At 71.8% G+C, this 16,028-nt stretch carries 15 protein-coding genes and 1 pseudogene; 6 read left to right on the top strand and 10 right to left on the bottom strand.

Annotated features, from left to right (window positions below):
* Positions 1 to 9: 9 nt before the first annotated feature.
* Positions 10 to 159, bottom strand: coding sequence for a lasso RiPP family leader peptide-containing protein (locus ABZ956_RS05595; protein ID WP_361887386.1), 150 nt, complete (start codon positions 157 to 159; stop codon positions 10 to 12).
* 312 nt (positions 160 to 471) lie between these two features.
* Between ABZ956_RS05595 and ABZ956_RS05590 the strand changes: the two genes are divergently transcribed.
* Positions 472 to 2,124 carry a long-chain fatty acid--CoA ligase gene (locus ABZ956_RS05590; protein WP_361887384.1) on the top strand — a complete coding sequence of 551 codons (1,653 nt, stop codon included), beginning with the start codon at positions 472 to 474 and terminating at the stop codon, positions 2,122 to 2,124.
* 26 nt (positions 2,125 to 2,150) lie between these two features.
* Here the strand turns inward: ABZ956_RS05590 and ABZ956_RS05585 are convergent, their stop codons facing one another.
* The 5 genes and pseudogenes from ABZ956_RS05585 to ABZ956_RS05565 all read right to left on the bottom strand — a co-directional run bounded on the left by ABZ956_RS05585 (position 2,151) and on the right by ABZ956_RS05565 (position 6,861).
* Positions 2,151 to 2,693, bottom strand: a complete 543-nt coding sequence (locus ABZ956_RS05585) for a SigE family RNA polymerase sigma factor (protein ID WP_361887381.1) — start codon at positions 2,691 to 2,693, stop codon at positions 2,151 to 2,153.
* Between the two features lie 168 nt (positions 2,694 to 2,861).
* Positions 2,862 to 3,686, bottom strand: a complete 825-nt coding sequence (locus tag ABZ956_RS05580; protein ID WP_361887379.1) for a DUF1906 domain-containing protein — start codon at positions 3,684 to 3,686, stop codon at positions 2,862 to 2,864.
* Between the two features lie 54 nt (positions 3,687 to 3,740).
* Positions 3,741 to 4,907 carry a lipid-transfer protein gene (locus ABZ956_RS05575; RefSeq protein WP_361887376.1) on the bottom strand — a complete coding sequence of 389 codons (1,167 nt, stop codon included), beginning with the start codon at positions 4,905 to 4,907 and terminating at the stop codon, positions 3,741 to 3,743.
* 419 nt (positions 4,908 to 5,326) lie between these two features.
* A pseudogene (locus ABZ956_RS05570) lies at positions 5,327 to 6,283 on the bottom strand (bifunctional MaoC family dehydratase N-terminal/OB-fold nucleic acid binding domain-containing protein); the annotation flags it as partial.
* 242 nt (positions 6,284 to 6,525) lie between these two features.
* Entirely contained in the window at positions 6,526 to 6,861 is a 336-nt protein-coding gene (locus ABZ956_RS05565; protein WP_361887374.1) for a hypothetical protein, read from the bottom strand.
* Positions 6,862 to 7,369: 508 nt separating this feature from the next.
* Here ABZ956_RS05565 and ABZ956_RS05560 point away from each other — a divergent pair.
* Positions 7,370 to 8,029: a GGDEF domain-containing protein gene (locus ABZ956_RS05560; RefSeq protein ID WP_361887372.1), complete on the top strand. Its 660-nt coding sequence runs from the start codon at positions 7,370 to 7,372 to the stop codon at positions 8,027 to 8,029.
* Between the two features lie 491 nt (positions 8,030 to 8,520).
* A complete protein-coding gene (locus tag ABZ956_RS05555; protein ID WP_361887369.1) occupies positions 8,521 to 9,438 on the top strand; it encodes an SGNH/GDSL hydrolase family protein in 918 nt (305 codons plus the stop codon).
* Between the two features lie 133 nt (positions 9,439 to 9,571).
* Here the strand turns inward: ABZ956_RS05555 and arsM are convergent, their stop codons facing one another.
* Positions 9,572 to 10,369 carry an arsenite methyltransferase gene (gene arsM, locus ABZ956_RS05550; RefSeq protein WP_361887366.1) on the bottom strand — a complete coding sequence of 266 codons (798 nt, stop codon included), beginning with the start codon at positions 10,367 to 10,369 and terminating at the stop codon, positions 9,572 to 9,574.
* 135 nt (positions 10,370 to 10,504) lie between these two features.
* Positions 10,505 to 11,272 (bottom strand): MerR family transcriptional regulator, encoded by a 768-nt coding sequence (locus tag ABZ956_RS05545; protein WP_361887363.1) that lies wholly within the window; start codon positions 11,270 to 11,272, stop codon positions 10,505 to 10,507.
* Between the two features lie 699 nt (positions 11,273 to 11,971).
* Between ABZ956_RS05545 and ABZ956_RS05540 the strand changes: the two genes are divergently transcribed.
* Positions 11,972 to 13,072 (top strand): hypothetical protein, encoded by a 1,101-nt coding sequence (locus ABZ956_RS05540; protein ID WP_361887360.1) that lies wholly within the window; start codon positions 11,972 to 11,974, stop codon positions 13,070 to 13,072.
* A gap of 238 nt (positions 13,073 to 13,310) precedes the next feature.
* Positions 13,311 to 14,219: a hypothetical protein gene (locus ABZ956_RS05535; protein WP_361887358.1), complete on the top strand. Its 909-nt coding sequence runs from the start codon at positions 13,311 to 13,313 to the stop codon at positions 14,217 to 14,219.
* On the opposite strand, the gene ABZ956_RS05530 is transcribed toward ABZ956_RS05535, so the two are convergent.
* Together ABZ956_RS05530 and ABZ956_RS05525 are read right to left on the bottom strand one after the other, a co-directional pair.
* A complete protein-coding gene (locus ABZ956_RS05530; RefSeq protein WP_361887355.1) occupies positions 14,149 to 14,340 on the bottom strand; it encodes a DUF6255 family natural product biosynthesis protein in 192 nt (63 codons plus the stop codon). The genes ABZ956_RS05535 and ABZ956_RS05530 overlap by 71 nt on opposite strands.
* A gap of 195 nt (positions 14,341 to 14,535) precedes the next feature.
* Entirely contained in the window at positions 14,536 to 15,414 is an 879-nt protein-coding gene (locus ABZ956_RS05525; RefSeq protein ID WP_361887353.1) for an alpha/beta hydrolase, read from the bottom strand.
* A gap of 200 nt (positions 15,415 to 15,614) precedes the next feature.
* Here ABZ956_RS05525 and ABZ956_RS05520 point away from each other — a divergent pair, with 200 nt between their 5' ends.
* Entirely contained in the window at positions 15,615 to 15,965 is a 351-nt protein-coding gene (locus ABZ956_RS05520) for a hypothetical protein (RefSeq protein ID WP_361887351.1), read from the top strand.
* The last annotated feature ends 63 nt before the right edge of the window (positions 15,966 to 16,028 follow it).

Here is a 16,028-nt window from a genome sequence, read left to right as displayed (position 1 = left end):
AGACTGCCCTCAGTCGCCCAGGTAGAGGGCCAGCTCGGGCTCGTCGGTCCCGGCGCCCAGCGTCAGTTCGGCGAAGCCCCCGACTTCCACGAGCTCGGGCGCGTCGTACTCGTCGGCGTCCTGGCCCCGTCCCGCCCTGGTGTCCGTGCGCAGCTCCATGGGGATTCCTTCCGCTCCGGGCGGCACGACGAAGGCACCGCACGCGATAACGGTAAGTAATCGCGCGAACACAGCACAACGCCCGTCGCAGGCGCCCGGAGTCTCGTCGCGCACCACACCCACCCGCGCGCGCCCCCCGGCGCACGCGCCCCGGGACCGTCCCCGTGTGACCCGGAGCGGGCACGCGCCCCGGACCGCGTCGCCGATTGTGTCGGACTCGTTTCCTCCGGCTAGTGACTTACCGCCGGATACGCCAGCAGAATCACCGGGAACTACCCTCGCGTAACGACGCGCAGAATGGGGAGGCCCCCGGTGCAGAGCACGATGCAGGACGTACCGCTGACCGTCTCGCGAATCCTGGCCCACGGGTCGAGGGTCCACGGCAGCGCTCAGGTCACGACCTGGACAGGCGGGAGCGAGCCCCAGCGGCGCAGCTTCGCCGCGATCGGCGGCCGGGCCACACAACTCGCGCACGCCCTCCGCCATCTCGGGGTCGCCGAGGGGGAGCCCGTCGGGACGCTGATGTGGAACAACGCCGACCATGTGGAGGCCTACCTCGCGGTGCCCTCCATGGGCGCGGTGCTGCACACCCTCAACCTCCGGCTGCCCCCCGAGCAGCTCGCCTGGATCGTCAGGCACGCCGCCGACCGCGTCGTCATCGTCAACGGCTCGCTGCTGCCGCTGCTCGCACCACTGCTGCCACACCTGGACTGCGTCGAGCACGTCGTGGTCTCCGGCCCCGGCGACAGGTCCGCGCTGGACGGCGCCCACGCGCAGGTGCACGACTACGAGGACCTCATCGCGGGCCACCCCGCCGACCACTACCCCTGGCCGGAGCTCGACGAGCGACAGGCCGCCGCGCTCTGCTACACCTCCGGCACCACCGGCGACCCCAAGGGCGTGGTCTACAGCCACCGTTCGATATACCTGCACGCCATGGAGGTCAACGCCGCGGCGTCCTTCGGGCTGACCCCCGCGGAGATCTGCCTCCCCGTCGTGCCGATGTTCCACGTCAACGCCTGGGGCCTGCCGCACGCCGCGTTCATGGCGGGTACGTCGCTGCTGATGCCGGACCGCTTCCTGCAGCCCGCGCCGCTCGCCGAGATGATCGAGTCCGAGCGCCCGACCGTGACGGCCGGCGTGCCGACGATATGGCAGGGCCTGCTGGCCGAACTCGACGCCAAGCCGCGCGACATGTCCTCGCTGCGCACCGTGATCAGCGGCGGGTCGGCGTGCCCGCCCTCGCTGATGAAGGCGTTCGAGGAGCGGCACGGGCTCACGCTCGTCCAGGCCTGGGGCATGACCGAGACCTCGCCGCTGGGCTCCGTCGCCTTCCCGCCGCCCGGGCTGAGCGCCGAGGAGGCGTGGCCGTACCGGATCACGCAGGGCCGCATGCCCGCGGGCGTGGAGGCGCGGCTGGTCGGGCCGGGCGGGGACGTCCTGCCCTGGGACGGGGAGTCGGCCGGTGAGCTGGAGGTCCGCGGCCCCTGGATCGCGGGCGCCTACCACGGTGGCGCGGGCGCCGGGCCCGAGCGCCCGGAGGACAAGTTCAGCCCGGACGGCTGGCTGCGCACGGGCGACGTCGGCACGATCTCCCCGGACGGTTTCCTGACCCTCACCGACCGGGCGAAGGACGTCATCAAGTCGGGCGGCGAGTGGATCTCCTCGGTCGAGCTGGAGAACCACCTCATGGCCCACCCGGAGGTCGCCGAGGCCGCCGTCGTGGCCGTACCGGACGACAAGTGGGGCGAGCGGCCGCTGGCCGTGGTGGTGCTCAGGGACGGCTCGGCCGTCGACCACGAGACCCTGCGCGCGTTCCTCGGCGAGCGCGTCGCCCGCTGGCAGCTGCCGGAGCGCTGGGCGCTCGTCCCCTCGGTCCCGAAGACCTCGGTGGGCAAGTTCGACAAGAAGGTGCTGCGCAGGCAGTACGCGGACGGCGACCTGGTCGTCACCACGCTCGGCTGACGGGACGGGCCGCGGCCCGGCGCCCGCTACGCCGCCGCGGCCAGTTCCGGGTCCTCGCGGAGCTTGCCCAGCGCCCGGGAGACCGCGCTCTTGACCGTGCCGACGGAGACCCCGAGCAGCTCGGCAGTCTGGACCTCGGTCATGTCCTCGTAATACCTGAGGACGACCATCGCCCGCTGCCGCTCCGGCAGCCGCCGGACCGCGCGCCACATCGCGTCGCGCAGCGCCTGCTGCTCCGCGGGGTCGGCGGCGGGGCTCTCCTCGCGCTCGGGCAGTTCCTCGCAGGGGAACTCGTCGACCCTGCGCTTGCGCCACTGGGAGGTGCGCGTGTTCACCAGCGCCCGCCGGACGTAACCGTCGAGGGCGCGGTGGTCCTCTATGCGGTCCCAGGCCAGGTACGTCTTGGTGAGCGCCGTCTGCAGCAGATCCTCGGCATCGCACGGGTTCGAGGTCAGCGAACGGGCGGTGCGCTGCAGCACGGCGCCCCGGACCCGTACGTACGAAGAGAACGACGGGTACACGGCGGCGGTGGATGCGCTGGTGCACACAGGCGTCGTAGTAGCTGTCATGCCTCAACGCTATGAGCGCGCGCATAGCGGCGGATCGGCCGGAGGTGCCGAAGAACGGTCCCCCTCAGGTCGTACCCGGACGGACCCGCCCACCTCCTGGAGGGGGAGACCCCCCAGGGGTGGGCTGAGGGGTCGCGGGCCCCTCCGGGCGCCGGACGACGGTGTGCGTCACTGGATGACGGCCACCGGCGCGTCCACGAGATTGCGGTCGATGGTCAGCTTCCGGCCGCCGTAGGTCTCGGTCACATTGCCCGCGTACTGGTGGATGCGGCGGTGCGGATGCCAGGCGGAGGCGGCGAGCACCTGCTCGCTCTCCGTGGAGGCCGGCACCCGCCAGCGGGCGAACCACAGGATCTCCGGCAGGTGGCCCACACCGGCCCGCCGGGCGAGCTCCATGTGCCGCACACCCGACTCGGCGCTGCTGTAGAGGCCGGGCAGGTAGCCGTGGCGGCTGACGGTGCGGGTCCAGGACTGGATGAAGGACAGGGTGATGTCGGCGCAGTCGTAGTCGGCGTAGTCGTACGCCTCCATGTCGAGGTAGAGGGGGCTGCCGGAGGCGATGCCCAGCGCGGAGGCGCTGCGGACGGCGTCGCGGCCCTCGTCGGTGCCCTGGCCGTCGGGGTCGTCGCCGATGGGGTAGCCCGCCTTGGAGCTGGCGCGGACGCAGGGCGACTGGGAGCCGACGAAGACGGGCAGGATCCGCCAGCCCAGGTCACGGGCGCCGGTCAGCCACCTCTTGCTGAGGTACTTCTGGTTCGGGCAGGCGCGGGCCCGGCCACCGTAGTAGACGCCGACGGCTCCGTAGCCGGAGGACGCTCCCCACGCGCTGAGGGTGGTCAGCGGCGGTGCCTGGCAGGTGTCGAAGCCGCGGCCCCGGTAGATGCTGGGCCCGGCGGCCGGGGCTGCCGTAACCGGTACGGCCTGGGCGACCACCTGGGCCAGCGCCGCCATCAGAGCGACGAGATATCCGATGATCTTTCTCCGTCGGTGCATACGGCCGAGTCAAGGGGCCCGAAGACCACCGGTATGCTCCGACACGCCCTAATTTCATCCGTCTGCGCCGAGAATCAGCCCCGAGGTGGGAACTCCCGTCCCGGCGGTGACGAGCACGTGCCGGGCGCCCGGCACCTGGTTGACCGAGGTGCCCCGCAGCAGCCGGACCGCCTCCGCGATGCCGTTCATGCCGTGCAGATACGCCTCCCCCAGCTGTCCGCCGTGGGTGTTCAGCGGCAGCGCGTCCGCCGCCACGAAGGCGCCGCCCTCGCCGGGCGCGCAGAAACCGAACTCCTCCAGTTGCATCAGCACATGCGGCGTGAAGTGGTCGTAGAGGATCGCCGCGTCGACGTCCGCCGGCCGCAGCCCGCTGTCCGCCCACAGCTGCCGGGCGACGACGCCCGCTTCCGGCAGCCCGGCCGGCTCGTCGCCGTAGAAGCCGGTCATCTGCTCCTGGCCCCGGGCGGCGCCCTGCGCGGCGGCGGCGATCACGGCGGGCGGTCGCGGCAGCGTACGGGCCCGCTCCAGGGAGGTGACGACGAGCGCCTGGCCCCCGTCGGTCTCCTGGCAGCAGTCCAGCAGCCGCAGCGGCTCGGCGATCCAGCGGGAGGCCGCGTGGTCGGCGAGGGTGATGGGCCTGCCGTGGAAGTGGGCGGCCGGGTTGCGGGCCGCGTGGCGCCGGCCGGCGACGGCGACGTGGCCGAACACCTCGGGCGTCAGGCCGTACGTGTGCAGGTAGCGGCGGGCCGTCATGGCCACCCAGGAGGCCGGGGTGAGCAGCCCGAAGGGCAGCACCCAGCCGAGCGCGACCCCCTCGGCGGACGGTTGCCGGTGCCGTACGCCGGCGCCGAACCGGCGCCCGGAGCGCTCGTTGAAGGCGCGGTAGCAGACGACGACCTCGGCGACCCGGGCCGCGACGGCGAGGGCCGCCTGCTGGACGGTGGCACAGGCCGCCCCGCCTCCGTAGTGGACGCGGGAGAAGAAGGACAGCTCCCCGATGCCGACCGCCCGGGCGAGGGTGATCTCGGGGCTGGTGTCCATGCTGAAGGTGACCATGCCGTCGACGTCGCCCGGGCCGAGCCCGGCGTCGGCGAGTGCCGCGCGCACGGCCTCGGCGGCCAGGGCGAGCTCGCTGCGGCCGGAGTCCTTGGTGAAGGCGGTGGCCCCGATACCGACGACGGCGGCCCTGCCGCCGAGCGCGCCCGGCCGCCGGGCGCTCACGCGGACGCCCCGGGGCGCCGGGGGAGCACCACGGTGACGGTGCCCGTGACGTGACGGCCGAGGCTGTTGGTGCCGGTGATGCCGACTTCGGCGATGCGTTCGTCTGCACATACGGAGTTAATTGTTCCGGCGTCTGCACATACGGAGTTAATTGTTCCGGTCAAAACGAGGGTGTCACCGGGGTAGTTGGGCACCCCGAGGCGGATCGCGACCTTGCGCAGCACGGCGTCGGGGCCGAAGTGATCGGTGACGTAGCGGCCGACGAGGCCGTTGGTGGTGAGGATGTTCATGAAGATGTCCGGCGCCCCCTTGGCCCGGGCCGCCTCGGCGTCGTGGTGGACGTCCTTGTAGTCGCGGGAGGCGAGGGCGCCGGCGACGATGAGCGTGCGCGTGACGGGGACGGTCAGGGTGGGCAGCGCTTCCCGCGCCCGGAAGAACGGCAGCTCCAGGTCCTCGTCCACGCGCACGAACTCCAGCGAGACCGGCATCCCGATGCGTATTCGTTCCGGTCCGACGCCGGTGACATTGCTGATCATCCGTACGCCCTCGGCCAGTTCGATCAGTGCGACCGCATAGGGCGCTTCGAAGGCCGGGAACGGCGGATGATGCATGACGACGTACGAGAAGACCGTGCCGGCGCCGCTCGCCTCGACGGCCGTCCACCGCGCCGAGCCGCAGTCCCCGCATCCCGGCAGCCAGGGAAAGCGCGGCGTGCCGCAGTCCTCGCACCGCTGGATGAGCAGCCGGTGCGCGGCGACACCCTCCCAGAAACCCGCGTTGTCGCGATTGATCACGGGTCGGGGGCGTCGCGGAGCCGGCTCGGGGGACGGGGCCGGTGCCGTGGTGGGCCGGGGGCCCGGCGCGTACCTGAGAACCCGGAAGCGGTGGACGCCGGCGAGCTCGCCGCCGGCCCGGATCGCGGTCCGCGTGGTGACGAAATGACCGGTGCCGAGCGCGGTCGTCTTGCGGGGCGAGACGGACTCGATCACCGTCTCGAAGGTGATCACGTCGCCGGGCCGCAGCGGCCGCAGGTACTCCTGTTCGCAGTCGGTGGCGACGACGGCGGTGCAGCCGGCCCCGTCGAGCAGGGCCAGCAGGTCCTCGTACGGGCGTGAACGGCCGCCGGCGCCGCCGGAGAGGCCGCCCAGCGTCCAGGCCTGGAGCATGGTGGCCGGCGCGACGGGGGCCTCGCCCGCGTAGGCCGGGCTGGTGTCGCCCATGGCCTCGCACCAGTGCCTGATCATGGGGACGTTGACGGGGTCCGGACCACGGCCGGAAACGGCGAGACAGCCTTCATAGGCCGCGAGCCGCTCGTACGGCGGCTCGGGCGGTGGCGCGTACGGCCGCTCGCACGGCGGCGCGCTCTGGTCGCTCACCGGGTCTCCTCGCGCAGGTGGGCGGGGCAGGCGGAGGCACGTATTTATCTGACTGTCCGTCAGCTCTGCCGGGCCTGTCAAGGTGCCGCCCAGGCGCACGAACGCCGCGCGGCGGCACCGGAGTGCCGCCGCGCGGTTCGTACAGACCCTGTCCAAGTCTCACCACATCGCCCTGTGTCACCCCGGGGGGCTGGGGGTCACCAGGCAAGCCCCCGGTGTCACCCCCGGGGGCTCCCCCCGGCTCACCACATGTTGGTGAAGGTGATCCGCACGTTCTCCTGGTGGATCGCGGGCTGTCCGTCGTGGCCGTGTCCGTCATGGCCCCACCCGTTGACGCTCGCCGTATTGGCTTGGTTCGAGGCGCCGGGGCCATTGGCCTGCTGCTGGGTCGTCGTGCTGTTGCCGTGGTTGCTCCCCCCGACGCCGCTCCCCACGACCCCGGCGGCGGCCGCGTTGGAACCCCGGTTGGCCAGCTGATCGCCGTCGTCGGCGTGGGCCGCTCCGGCGAAGAGCAGGGCGGCCATCGGGAGCGCCGCGAGGGCGGCGAAGACGCGGGCGGCAGTGCGGGTGCTTGCCATGTCAATTCCTCCACAGGAACTACGGGACCTTGCCGGGCGGTTGGCCGACCGCACCGGCGCTGGTTTGTTTCGACGTCGCGCCTCCAGATTTGCCCACGAAATCTCCACCGAACCCCCAGTCTGTCCTCATTCCCTCGCAAGCATGACATCCCGTGATTAAACCCCCACCCCTTCAAAAAGCCGTGTATCGGGGCCAACTCGGCACCCTCCGGTCCCATGGGCCCCAACTGCCGAACCGTTTCGGCAGAAATATGGCCAACCGCCCCGACCCACACGAGATCTGCGCGATTTTTCGCGACTTTCGCGACACCGGCGCCACCCCTCCCGCTCCCTCCGACCGGAAACGGGGACGTCCTGCATGACGGCCCGATCCACCGCCCGGACCCGCCCGGCAGCCGCCGCCCGGGGCCCCGACGGCGCGATCGGGCCGCCGCTCGGCGGGTCGCCTCAGGCGACCCATTTCTCACGTGAGCAACGCGAGTTCACCGAAATCACAGGAAGGTGCCCGATGAACCTCATACTCCAGGCCCTGCCCATCGCCGCTCCGACCGTCGGCTGGGTCACGCACGCGTTCTTCCTGGCCCGTCGGCTCCGTACCGCACGCACCGACCGCCTCACGGGCCTCATGCGCCGCGAGGAGTTCACCGCCCGCGGCCTGCGGGCCCTGCGCCACCCGCACACCGCCGTCCTGCTGCTGGACCTCAACGGCTTCAAGCAGATCAACGACACCCACGGGCACGACGTGGGCGACGAGGTGATCGCGGCCGTCGGCCGGCGGCTCGCGCAGTGGTGCCGGGAACGCGGCGGCTTCGCCGCGCGGCTGGGCGGCGACGAGTTCACGGCCATGGTCCGCCTCGCGCCGGAGGCCGACGCCGACGCCGAGATGACGTACCTCTCCGCCCGGCTCTCGGCCCCCCTCGACACGGGCCGGGTGACCCTGTCCCCCCGGGCCTCGATCGGCCTGTGCCACACCGCCCACCGCCCCGGCGCCGGGCTCTCGGACCTGCTGCGCGGCGCGGACGAGGCCATGTACGCGGCGAAGCGGTGCGGCGACCACTGGCGGCCCGCCGGAGCCACCGATGCCCACCACACCGCTCGTAGCCGCCGCACCGGCCGGCAGGGCCCGCATCTGACCCTGCTGACGCCGGTGCGCCGGAAGGCGTCGTAGTGAGTGGCGCGGCTGTCCCCAAACAGCCGCGGCTTGCCGGGCGGTTGGCCACCGCCCGGCGCACGACGCCAGAACGAAACCGCAGGTCACCGTGGTGCGGCGACGCCGTGATTCGATCTTGGGTGCGAGCTAACCAGTGATCGGGGCATGCCAGAAGTGGCCGGGGGATCCCGGAATGCCCCTGATGCGCGTTCGGGTCAGCTTGGTGAAGTCCGTGACATGAGCGGGACGTTCCGGCGTGGGTGTCGGCGTACGCCCTTATCGCCGTCGTCAACCCCGGTCGGCCGGACGCCACGGTCCGGTATCCGGTCATGCGTAGCGGACATTCCGGGCTTTCGATTGACGACCCGTCCCGCCCGGCCCGAGTCTGCCGGAGGTCGCGACGCGAGGAGCGCACGGCCCGCTGGACCCGCACAGCTCGCTGAACCACAGCAGGCGCACCAAGGTTGCAGCAGGCACGCCACGATTCCCTTCAACACCAGGAGGCACACATGCCCCGCACCGGTCGTCGGACCCGAGCCCGATTAGCCCTCTCCGCCCTCGGCACGGTGGCGGCGCTGACGGCCGGCGTCGTGACCCCCGCGTCCGCCGCGACGGCGGCGGAACCGCGGCCGCGGGCCGAGCGCTACGTCGCGCTCGGCGACTCCTTCACTTCCGGCCCCGCCATCCCCCGCCAGGTCGACAGCCGGTGCGGCCGCTCCAGCGCCAACTACCCCTCGCTCGTACGCAACGAGCTGGCCTACTCCGGCTTCACGGACGTCAGCTGCGGCGGCGCGACAACCGACCACATGTGGAAGCGGCAGGGGGCGACCGGCAACGCGCCGCAACTCGACGCCCTCGGCGAGGACACCACCCTGGTCACGGTCGGCATCGGCGGCAACGACATCGGCTTCCCCGAGGTCATCGGCCGGTGCATCAACCCGGTGGGCCCGGTCCCCAGGGACAACCCCTGCCAGCGCTACTTCACGCGCAACGGCACCGACGAGCTCGACCAGCGCATCAACGAGACGGCACCCAAGGTCGCGGCCCTCCTCAAGGCCGTCCACGAACGGGCCCGGCACGCGCGCGTGGCCGTCGTCGGCTACCCGGCGATCCTCGGCGACGACATCGAGGGCTGCCGCAAGTCCATGCTGGTCGCCGACGGCGACGTGCCCTACCTGCGCGGCGTGATCCGCCGCCTCAACGCGATGCTGCGCGTCCAGGCCACCGCGCGGGGCGACCTCTACGTCAACACCAACGCCACCACCTTCGGCCACGACGCCTGCCAGCCCTTCGAGAAGCGCTACGTGGAGGGCCTCTTCACCCGCCCCTGGGTACGGCCGGCCATAGCCTTCCACCCCAACGCCGCCGGCGAGCGCGCCATGGCGGACGCGGTCGCCTACACCCTCGTCCTCGGCCCGCGCCGCTGACCCACGCGTACGGGCCGCCCGAGCCGGTCGTGCGAGGTCCGGGCGGTCCGGTGGGGTTCAGGGCTTCACCACGCTCCAGCGCTCGGCCGGGATGTCCTGGCACGTGTAGAGCCTGACTGGAGCACGGCATCCGTCAACGTTCAGCCCCGGCAGCAGCCGCAGCCGACGGCGGTCCCGGCCTCGCCCCCGGTTTGACGGCCCGGACGATGGCGGAGTGCATGCCGTCGGCGACCTCGTGGGTGGGGACGATCTCCACGTCCGTGAACCCCGCGGCCTCGAGCCCTTCGCGGTACTCGGCGAAGGACAGCGCACCGGCGATGCAGCCGGCGTAATCACCGCGTTCGGCCCGCTCGGCGGGGCTCAGGGCGTCCTCGGCCACGACGTCGGAGATGCCGATCCGGCCGCCGGGTACGAGCACGCGGAAGGTCTCGGCGAAGACGGCGGGCTTGTCGGTGGACAGGTTGACCACGCAGTTGGAGATCACGACGTCGATGGTCCCGGCGGGCAGCGGAATGGCCTCGATGGTGCCCTTGAGGAACTCGACGTTGGTGGCGCCCGCCTTCTTGGCGTTGGCCAGGGCGAGGGCCAGCATCCCGTCGGTCATGTCCAGCCCGTACGCCTTGCCGGTGGGGCCGACGCGGCGGGCGGAGAGCAGGACGTCGATGCCGCCGCCCGAACCGAGGTCGAGGACGCGCTCGCCCTCGCGCAGATCGGCGACAGCGAGGGGGTTGCCGCAGCCGAGCGAGGCGGCGACGGCCTCGGCGGGCAGTTCGTCCCGCTCGTGGGCGGTGTAGAGGGTGGAGCCGAAGTTCTCGTCGACCTCGATCGCCTGGGGGCCGCAGCAGGCGGTGCCCCCTCCGGCGACCTGGAGGGCGGCGGCCGCGTACCGCTCGCGGACGGTTTCCCGCAGGTCAGCGGTGTTGTCGCTCATGATCGCGCCTCTTTTCGACACACTGCATAGACGTTCTTCGATTCAGCATGCGCCTTGAATCGAAGGACGTCAAGATAGACAGGTATCGAATTAGCGGCCGGGGGTCTGCAGCCCCCCGGCAGTGTGAACCGTCGGTCAGCTCAGCCGGGCGTCGGCGTAGACCGCCATCGCGTCGCGCTGGTAAACGGCCAGGCCGTCCGCGATCTTGTCGTAGTTCGCCCGCATCCCGGGGTCGTCGACGTAGGTCTGCCCGAGCCCCTTGTACGCGACCGCGTCCGGCGTCCAGAACCGGCAGACGCCCTGGTAGTGGTCGTCCACCTCGGCCTGCACCGCGGGATCGGCGACCGGCGTGCCGGCCACCATGAACTCCGCGAAGCGGATCATCTGCGCCGTCACCTCACGCTGCCACTGCTCCGTGTCCCCGGCGGTCATCGTCCCGATGGCCTGCTGGGCCTGCTCCCACGCCTGCGGCCACCGCTCGCGCACCTCGGCCTCGCTCTCGGCGCTGGGCGGCTCGAAGCCCTCGAAGAGGTTCTCCGGCCTGTTGATCTTCACCATGTCGTCGCTGTCCTTGCCTTCTTCCAGTTCGGCGATGGTGCGGCCCACCGTGCGTGCGAGCGTCTCCAGCCGGTTCCGTTCCGCCAGCAACCGTCGGTGGTGCTCCCGGAGCACAGCCACCTGGTCGACCTGACTGTCCAGAACCGCCCGGATCTCGCTCAGCCCCAGGCCCAGCTCCCGCATCAGCAGGATCTGCTGCAACCGCAGCAGATCCGCCTCCTCGTAGTAGCGGTGCCCGTTGCTCCCCATCCACGCCGGCGGCAGCAGGCCGATCGCGTCGTAATGCCGCAGCGTCCGGGACGTCACCCCGGACATCCGGGCCACATCCGCGATCGACCAGGCCATTGCCCCGCCCCGCCTTCCATCGCCTGGCCGGTCCCTCCGGCCACAAGGAAGACCGTAGAAGTTGACGCAACGGCAACCGCAAGCCGCAATCGGCGGCAGGGGCGCGGAGCGAGCGCCGGGGGATACTTCTGCCGGCGCGCCCCCGCGGGCTGCCGCACGCCCACGAGCGCAGGTGTCAGAGATCGCCCGGCGGGAGAACTTCCCGATGCTTACGCGGCGCACTGCCGCCCCGATGCTCAGGAGGTAGCCATCAACACCATTCGTCGCGCCATCACCGCCATTGCGGCGGGCATTCTGCTCGCTCTCGGGAGCATGGCCGTGGCCACACCCGCTCAGGCGGACGTCGGGGGCGTCGCCTGCGAGCTCGCGAGCACGGTCACCAGCCACATCGTGCCCGCCATCTGCAGCGAGTAGTTCGTACGGCGGCCCGCCACTGGGGTCGCCGCGCTCCAGCGCGCGTTCATGCGCACTCAGCCCCCAACTGCCTTCTGCGGACGGGGGCTTCGCGCTACCCGTGCGGGTGAACTTCGTGTGCGCTGTGCGGGCGGCGGGGAGGTTCTGCCCGGTTCACGCTCGTGTGGCTCGATCACAGACCGGAGCAGATCGCGTATGGCTGTTACCTCGTTCACCTCACTTCCGCCCTTCTGGCGTCCCCTCGCCGCAGGTGTGGGACTGGCCTGTTGTGCCGCCCTGTTGGGCGTGCCCGCACAGCCGGCGTACGCCGCGGGCGCGCAGGGATTCACGCCGGGCACCAAGCACTTCACCGTCCCGGCGGACGTCACCCGCATCACCGTCGACCTCTGGGGCGGCGGTGCGGGCGGCGGCGGAGGGGGTGGCGGAAGCGCCGGCGGCGGCGGAGGCGGTGGCGGGGGCTCCTGGGGCTCCGGCGGAGGCGGCGGCGGAGGCGGCGGCGGCGGGGGCGCCGGGGGCAACGGCGGCGGCTCGGGCGGTAGCGGTGCCTACGTGCGCTGCCGCATTCCGGTGACACCCGGCGAGAAGCTCACGGTCCAGGTCGGGACCGGAGGCAAGGGCGGCAGCGGCGGCCGCGCGGGCCGAGCAGTCAGCGGCGGGGGGCCGGGCGGGGGCTCCGGCGCCTCGGGGGACAACGGCAAGAAGGGTGCTTCAGGGGCCGACGGAGCCGAGGGAAAGAACGGTTCCACGACATGGGTCAAGCGCGGGACCACTGAGCTCGTCAAAGCCACGTACGGCCAATCGAAGATGGGGGTCGTGGTCGGCAACACCATCACTGGGTTCTCCACCGCGGGCAGGGCGGGGGACGGGGGCAACGGCGGCGGACACGGGACCGGCAACGTGCGGCTGAAGAATGCCGGTAAGGGCGGTGACGGGGGAGCCGGAGGCGCGGCGGGCCCCGGCATGCCCCGCGGTTTCGGCCTCGCGCGGGCCGTTTGCTCGGGCAAGGGGACGCGGTTGGCTACTTCTCCCAGTGTCGTGAACGTGGGCCGCACGGCCGGTGCGGGTGCGCTCGGTCTGGCCGGCGCGGACAAGGACGACTTCGGGGGTGGTACCGGCGGCGCCGGAAGGGGAGGAGGGGCGGCAGGCGCCGGCGGAACCACAGCTGTCACCCGGGTCACGGGAGCGACCGTGACGCCCCCGGCCGGCACGGCCAACGGCGGTGCCGGGGGCAACGGCGGTGCCGGTGGCGCCGGTGGAGCGGGCGGCCGTGGAGGGGGCACCTCCGTCGGCGGTGGCGCGGGCACGGCCGGAGCCGCCTCGACCAAGGGCACGGCCGGCGCTGCCGGTAAGGCCGGTGGGCCGGGCTACGCGTACCTCAGCTGGTAGCCGTTCCGGACAGATATGGCCTGACAAAGCCCCTACCTGATCCACAAGTTGAGCTGAAGTGCACAGTCCCGGCCGTCGGACGACGGCCGGGTACGAACGCGGAATCGCGGCGCCAAACGTGCGATACGGTGCGCGCACCTGGCTGCCTCGTGCCGTACAAACGAGGCGGCCCCCGGCGGTGCGGGAACACCGGTCGAGGGCCTTCACCACGAGGACTTACACCACAAGGAGTCCCGGGATGCTTCGGCATGCTATCGCCCCAGCGCGCTTCTTCTCCCAAGTTCCGAACGAAATCATTCGGCACCCACGCCTCTCAGCAGAGGCAGTCCGCCTGCTCACCTGGCAGCTATCCCTCCCGGACGGCGCGAACGAACCGCTGTCGGAGACGGCGAAACAGGCGGGCATCAGGAAGACCGCGTTCATCCGTGCGAAGCGGGAGCTGATCGCCGAGGGCTACGTCCACGAATGGCGTCGCCAAGGTCCGAACGGCCGCTGGACGACGACCCAACTCGTCACCAACACGCCACTGTCGGCGGACGATGCCATGGCCTTACGAGATGGGCATGGGCTCGTCGCGCGGCCGACGGTCGGGAAACCGGCCGTCGGTGAACCGAAGAGTCGGTCCGTCGGCCGTCACCCGAAGAACACTGAGGAGAAGACTTACAACCCTCCCTCCCAGCCCTCCCATCTCGCCGTGCCACCGGCGCTGGTCGATCGTGGCGGCCTGATCGTCGCCGCCGTCTCGCACCGGGACAGACGTCTGCGCTTCACGGGCAGGGACGTACAGCACCTGGCCCCGCTGGCGGGCGAATGGCTGCTGCGGGGCGCCACGGTCCAGGAGATCCGCGAGGCACTGACCGACGGCCTCCCCGACCGCGTCCATTCCCCCGCCGCCCTCGCCCGCAACCGCCTGATCCGCAAGATGCCGGACGCCCCGCCGTTCCCCGCCCGGGCCACCCCCGCACCACAGCCGCTGCGAGCCTGCGACGGGGGCTGCGACCGGGTGTTCCGCCCGGTGGGCGACGAGACCAGATGCCGCGACTGCCGCCAAGCGGCGGCGGAGGAGGCAGAGTCGGTCACCAGAGGCCGCGATGGCGCGGCCGTAAGGACGATTCGACCGGCGTCGGTACCGGTATCGGCATTCTGAGCAGCCGGTATGACGAATAGCGCTCCACACCACAGCGCTTGCAGATGGCCTTGTCGACGGTGCGCGACCATCCCGACAGATGCCGGCAGGCAGCGACGAGCCGCCCGACAACGCGCCTCACGAGTGCGACTCGCGCTGATGCAGCCCCATGCGGTCCGTGGCCCCCGCCATGGCGGACCGGTCGCCCCGCGCTTCGGCCGCCCGCCGCTCGGCCCGGATCGCGTCGTACTCGGCACACCGGCTCGCCCTGGGGCAGCCCGGTGCTCCTCGTACGTGGCCAGCCGCAACGCCGACGGCGGCACGCCCCACTCCGGCGTCACCGCACTGCGGCGGCCTTTTCCAGGAGCGAGGTGAGAATCGCCTCCGCGTGAGTCCACAGCAGCGCACCACCGGCGTCGGGGACGACGCGGCGATCGGCACCGGGAACGCGGGTAGCGAGCAGCGCCCCGTTGTCGGGTGAGTGGCTGGTGTCGCGCTCGCCGTACCAAAGGTCGACCGGGACGGTGATCCGGTCGAGGGCGAACGGCCACCGGCCCATGGCCAGGACCGTGTCGCGGGCGTAACCGGCCGCGCCCTGGGTGAACGCCTCGTCGAGGGCCCTGCGGTAGGCGACCGCGAAACCGGGTTCGCGGTAGACGGCGAGGTCGCACGGCGGACTTCCGGCCATGACCATGCCCCACATCGCGTCCGCGCTGAAGCCCGCGAAGAATTCCTCGGCGCCGGCGGGATCGTACGCGGTCCGCTCGACGAGGTCCCGTAGATCAGCCGGGAGAACGGGAGCGAACTCCGGGGCGGCGACCTCGTCCGCGCCGGAGACGACAGCCACTGCCGAGGCGACGCCCGCCTCGGCGCAGGCGAGTGCGAACGGCGCGCCTTGGGAGTTGCCGACCACGGCCGGGCGGGGACCCAGCCCTCGCAGCAGGGCGAGTTGACGTACGTCACCGGCGAAGTCGGCGAAGGTCCGGCCGGGAGCGGGCGTCGAGGCACCGAGCCCCGGGCGGTCGACGGAGACGAGCCGCACGCCGAGCGCCTCGACGACGCCCGCCCCGAACCCGAGCCACCGGCTCGTGGCCGCGCCCGGACACAGCAACACGGGCACCCCGTCAGGCGGCCCCCACTCGGCCCACCCGAGCAACCGTCCGTCGGACAGCCGGCACTCACCGAGCCGGGCGGGATCATCGACGTACGCAACCATGCCCGCCATCTTGACCACAGGCAGAGGGCTTCGCACCACATTTAGGGGCGCCGCATTCAGGGCCGACGGGGACCGCGATCCGCCCCTCTTTCGAGTGATGGTGCACTATCCGGAAACTTGCCATGCTGACCGTAAGTTCGACCGGAGAAGTGCCGACGGAGGCAGTCATGGCATTCACTTCTCACAGACTTCGCCGAACAATGTCCCGCAGGGCCCGCTACTCCGCTCTCGCCGCCGGTGCCGCGGCGCTCGCCCTCTCCCTGACCGCCGCGAACGTCTCAGCCGCGGACCCGGACTGCGTCGCGGAGATCCGTAACGGCACGTTCGGCGTCATCTACCAGCAACTGGCCTCCGGGCAATGCCGAGAGACATACCCCACCCTCACCAGGGCGGACTACGTTGACGCCCGCGACTTCAGCAACCCGGCCACGGTGACGCTGTACAGCGGTTCGGGGTGTTCAGGAACGGCGGTAAAGACGGTGACCGGGACTGAACGCTTCTCACCCGTCGATCTGCGGTCTTTCCACGTGGTGCGGTGCCCCTTCACCTGAACCACGAAAGGGGCGCCCCAACTCGGGGCGCCCCTTCTGGCCTGCGTCAACGCAGGACTGGCG

It is taken from the genome of Streptomyces sp. NPDC046261 (assembly GCF_040646235.1).
Taxonomy (GTDB): domain Bacteria; phylum Actinomycetota; class Actinomycetes; order Streptomycetales; family Streptomycetaceae; genus Streptomyces.
Note: the sequence above shows the minus strand (reverse complement) of the source record. Positions and strands in the feature narration are given on the sequence as shown.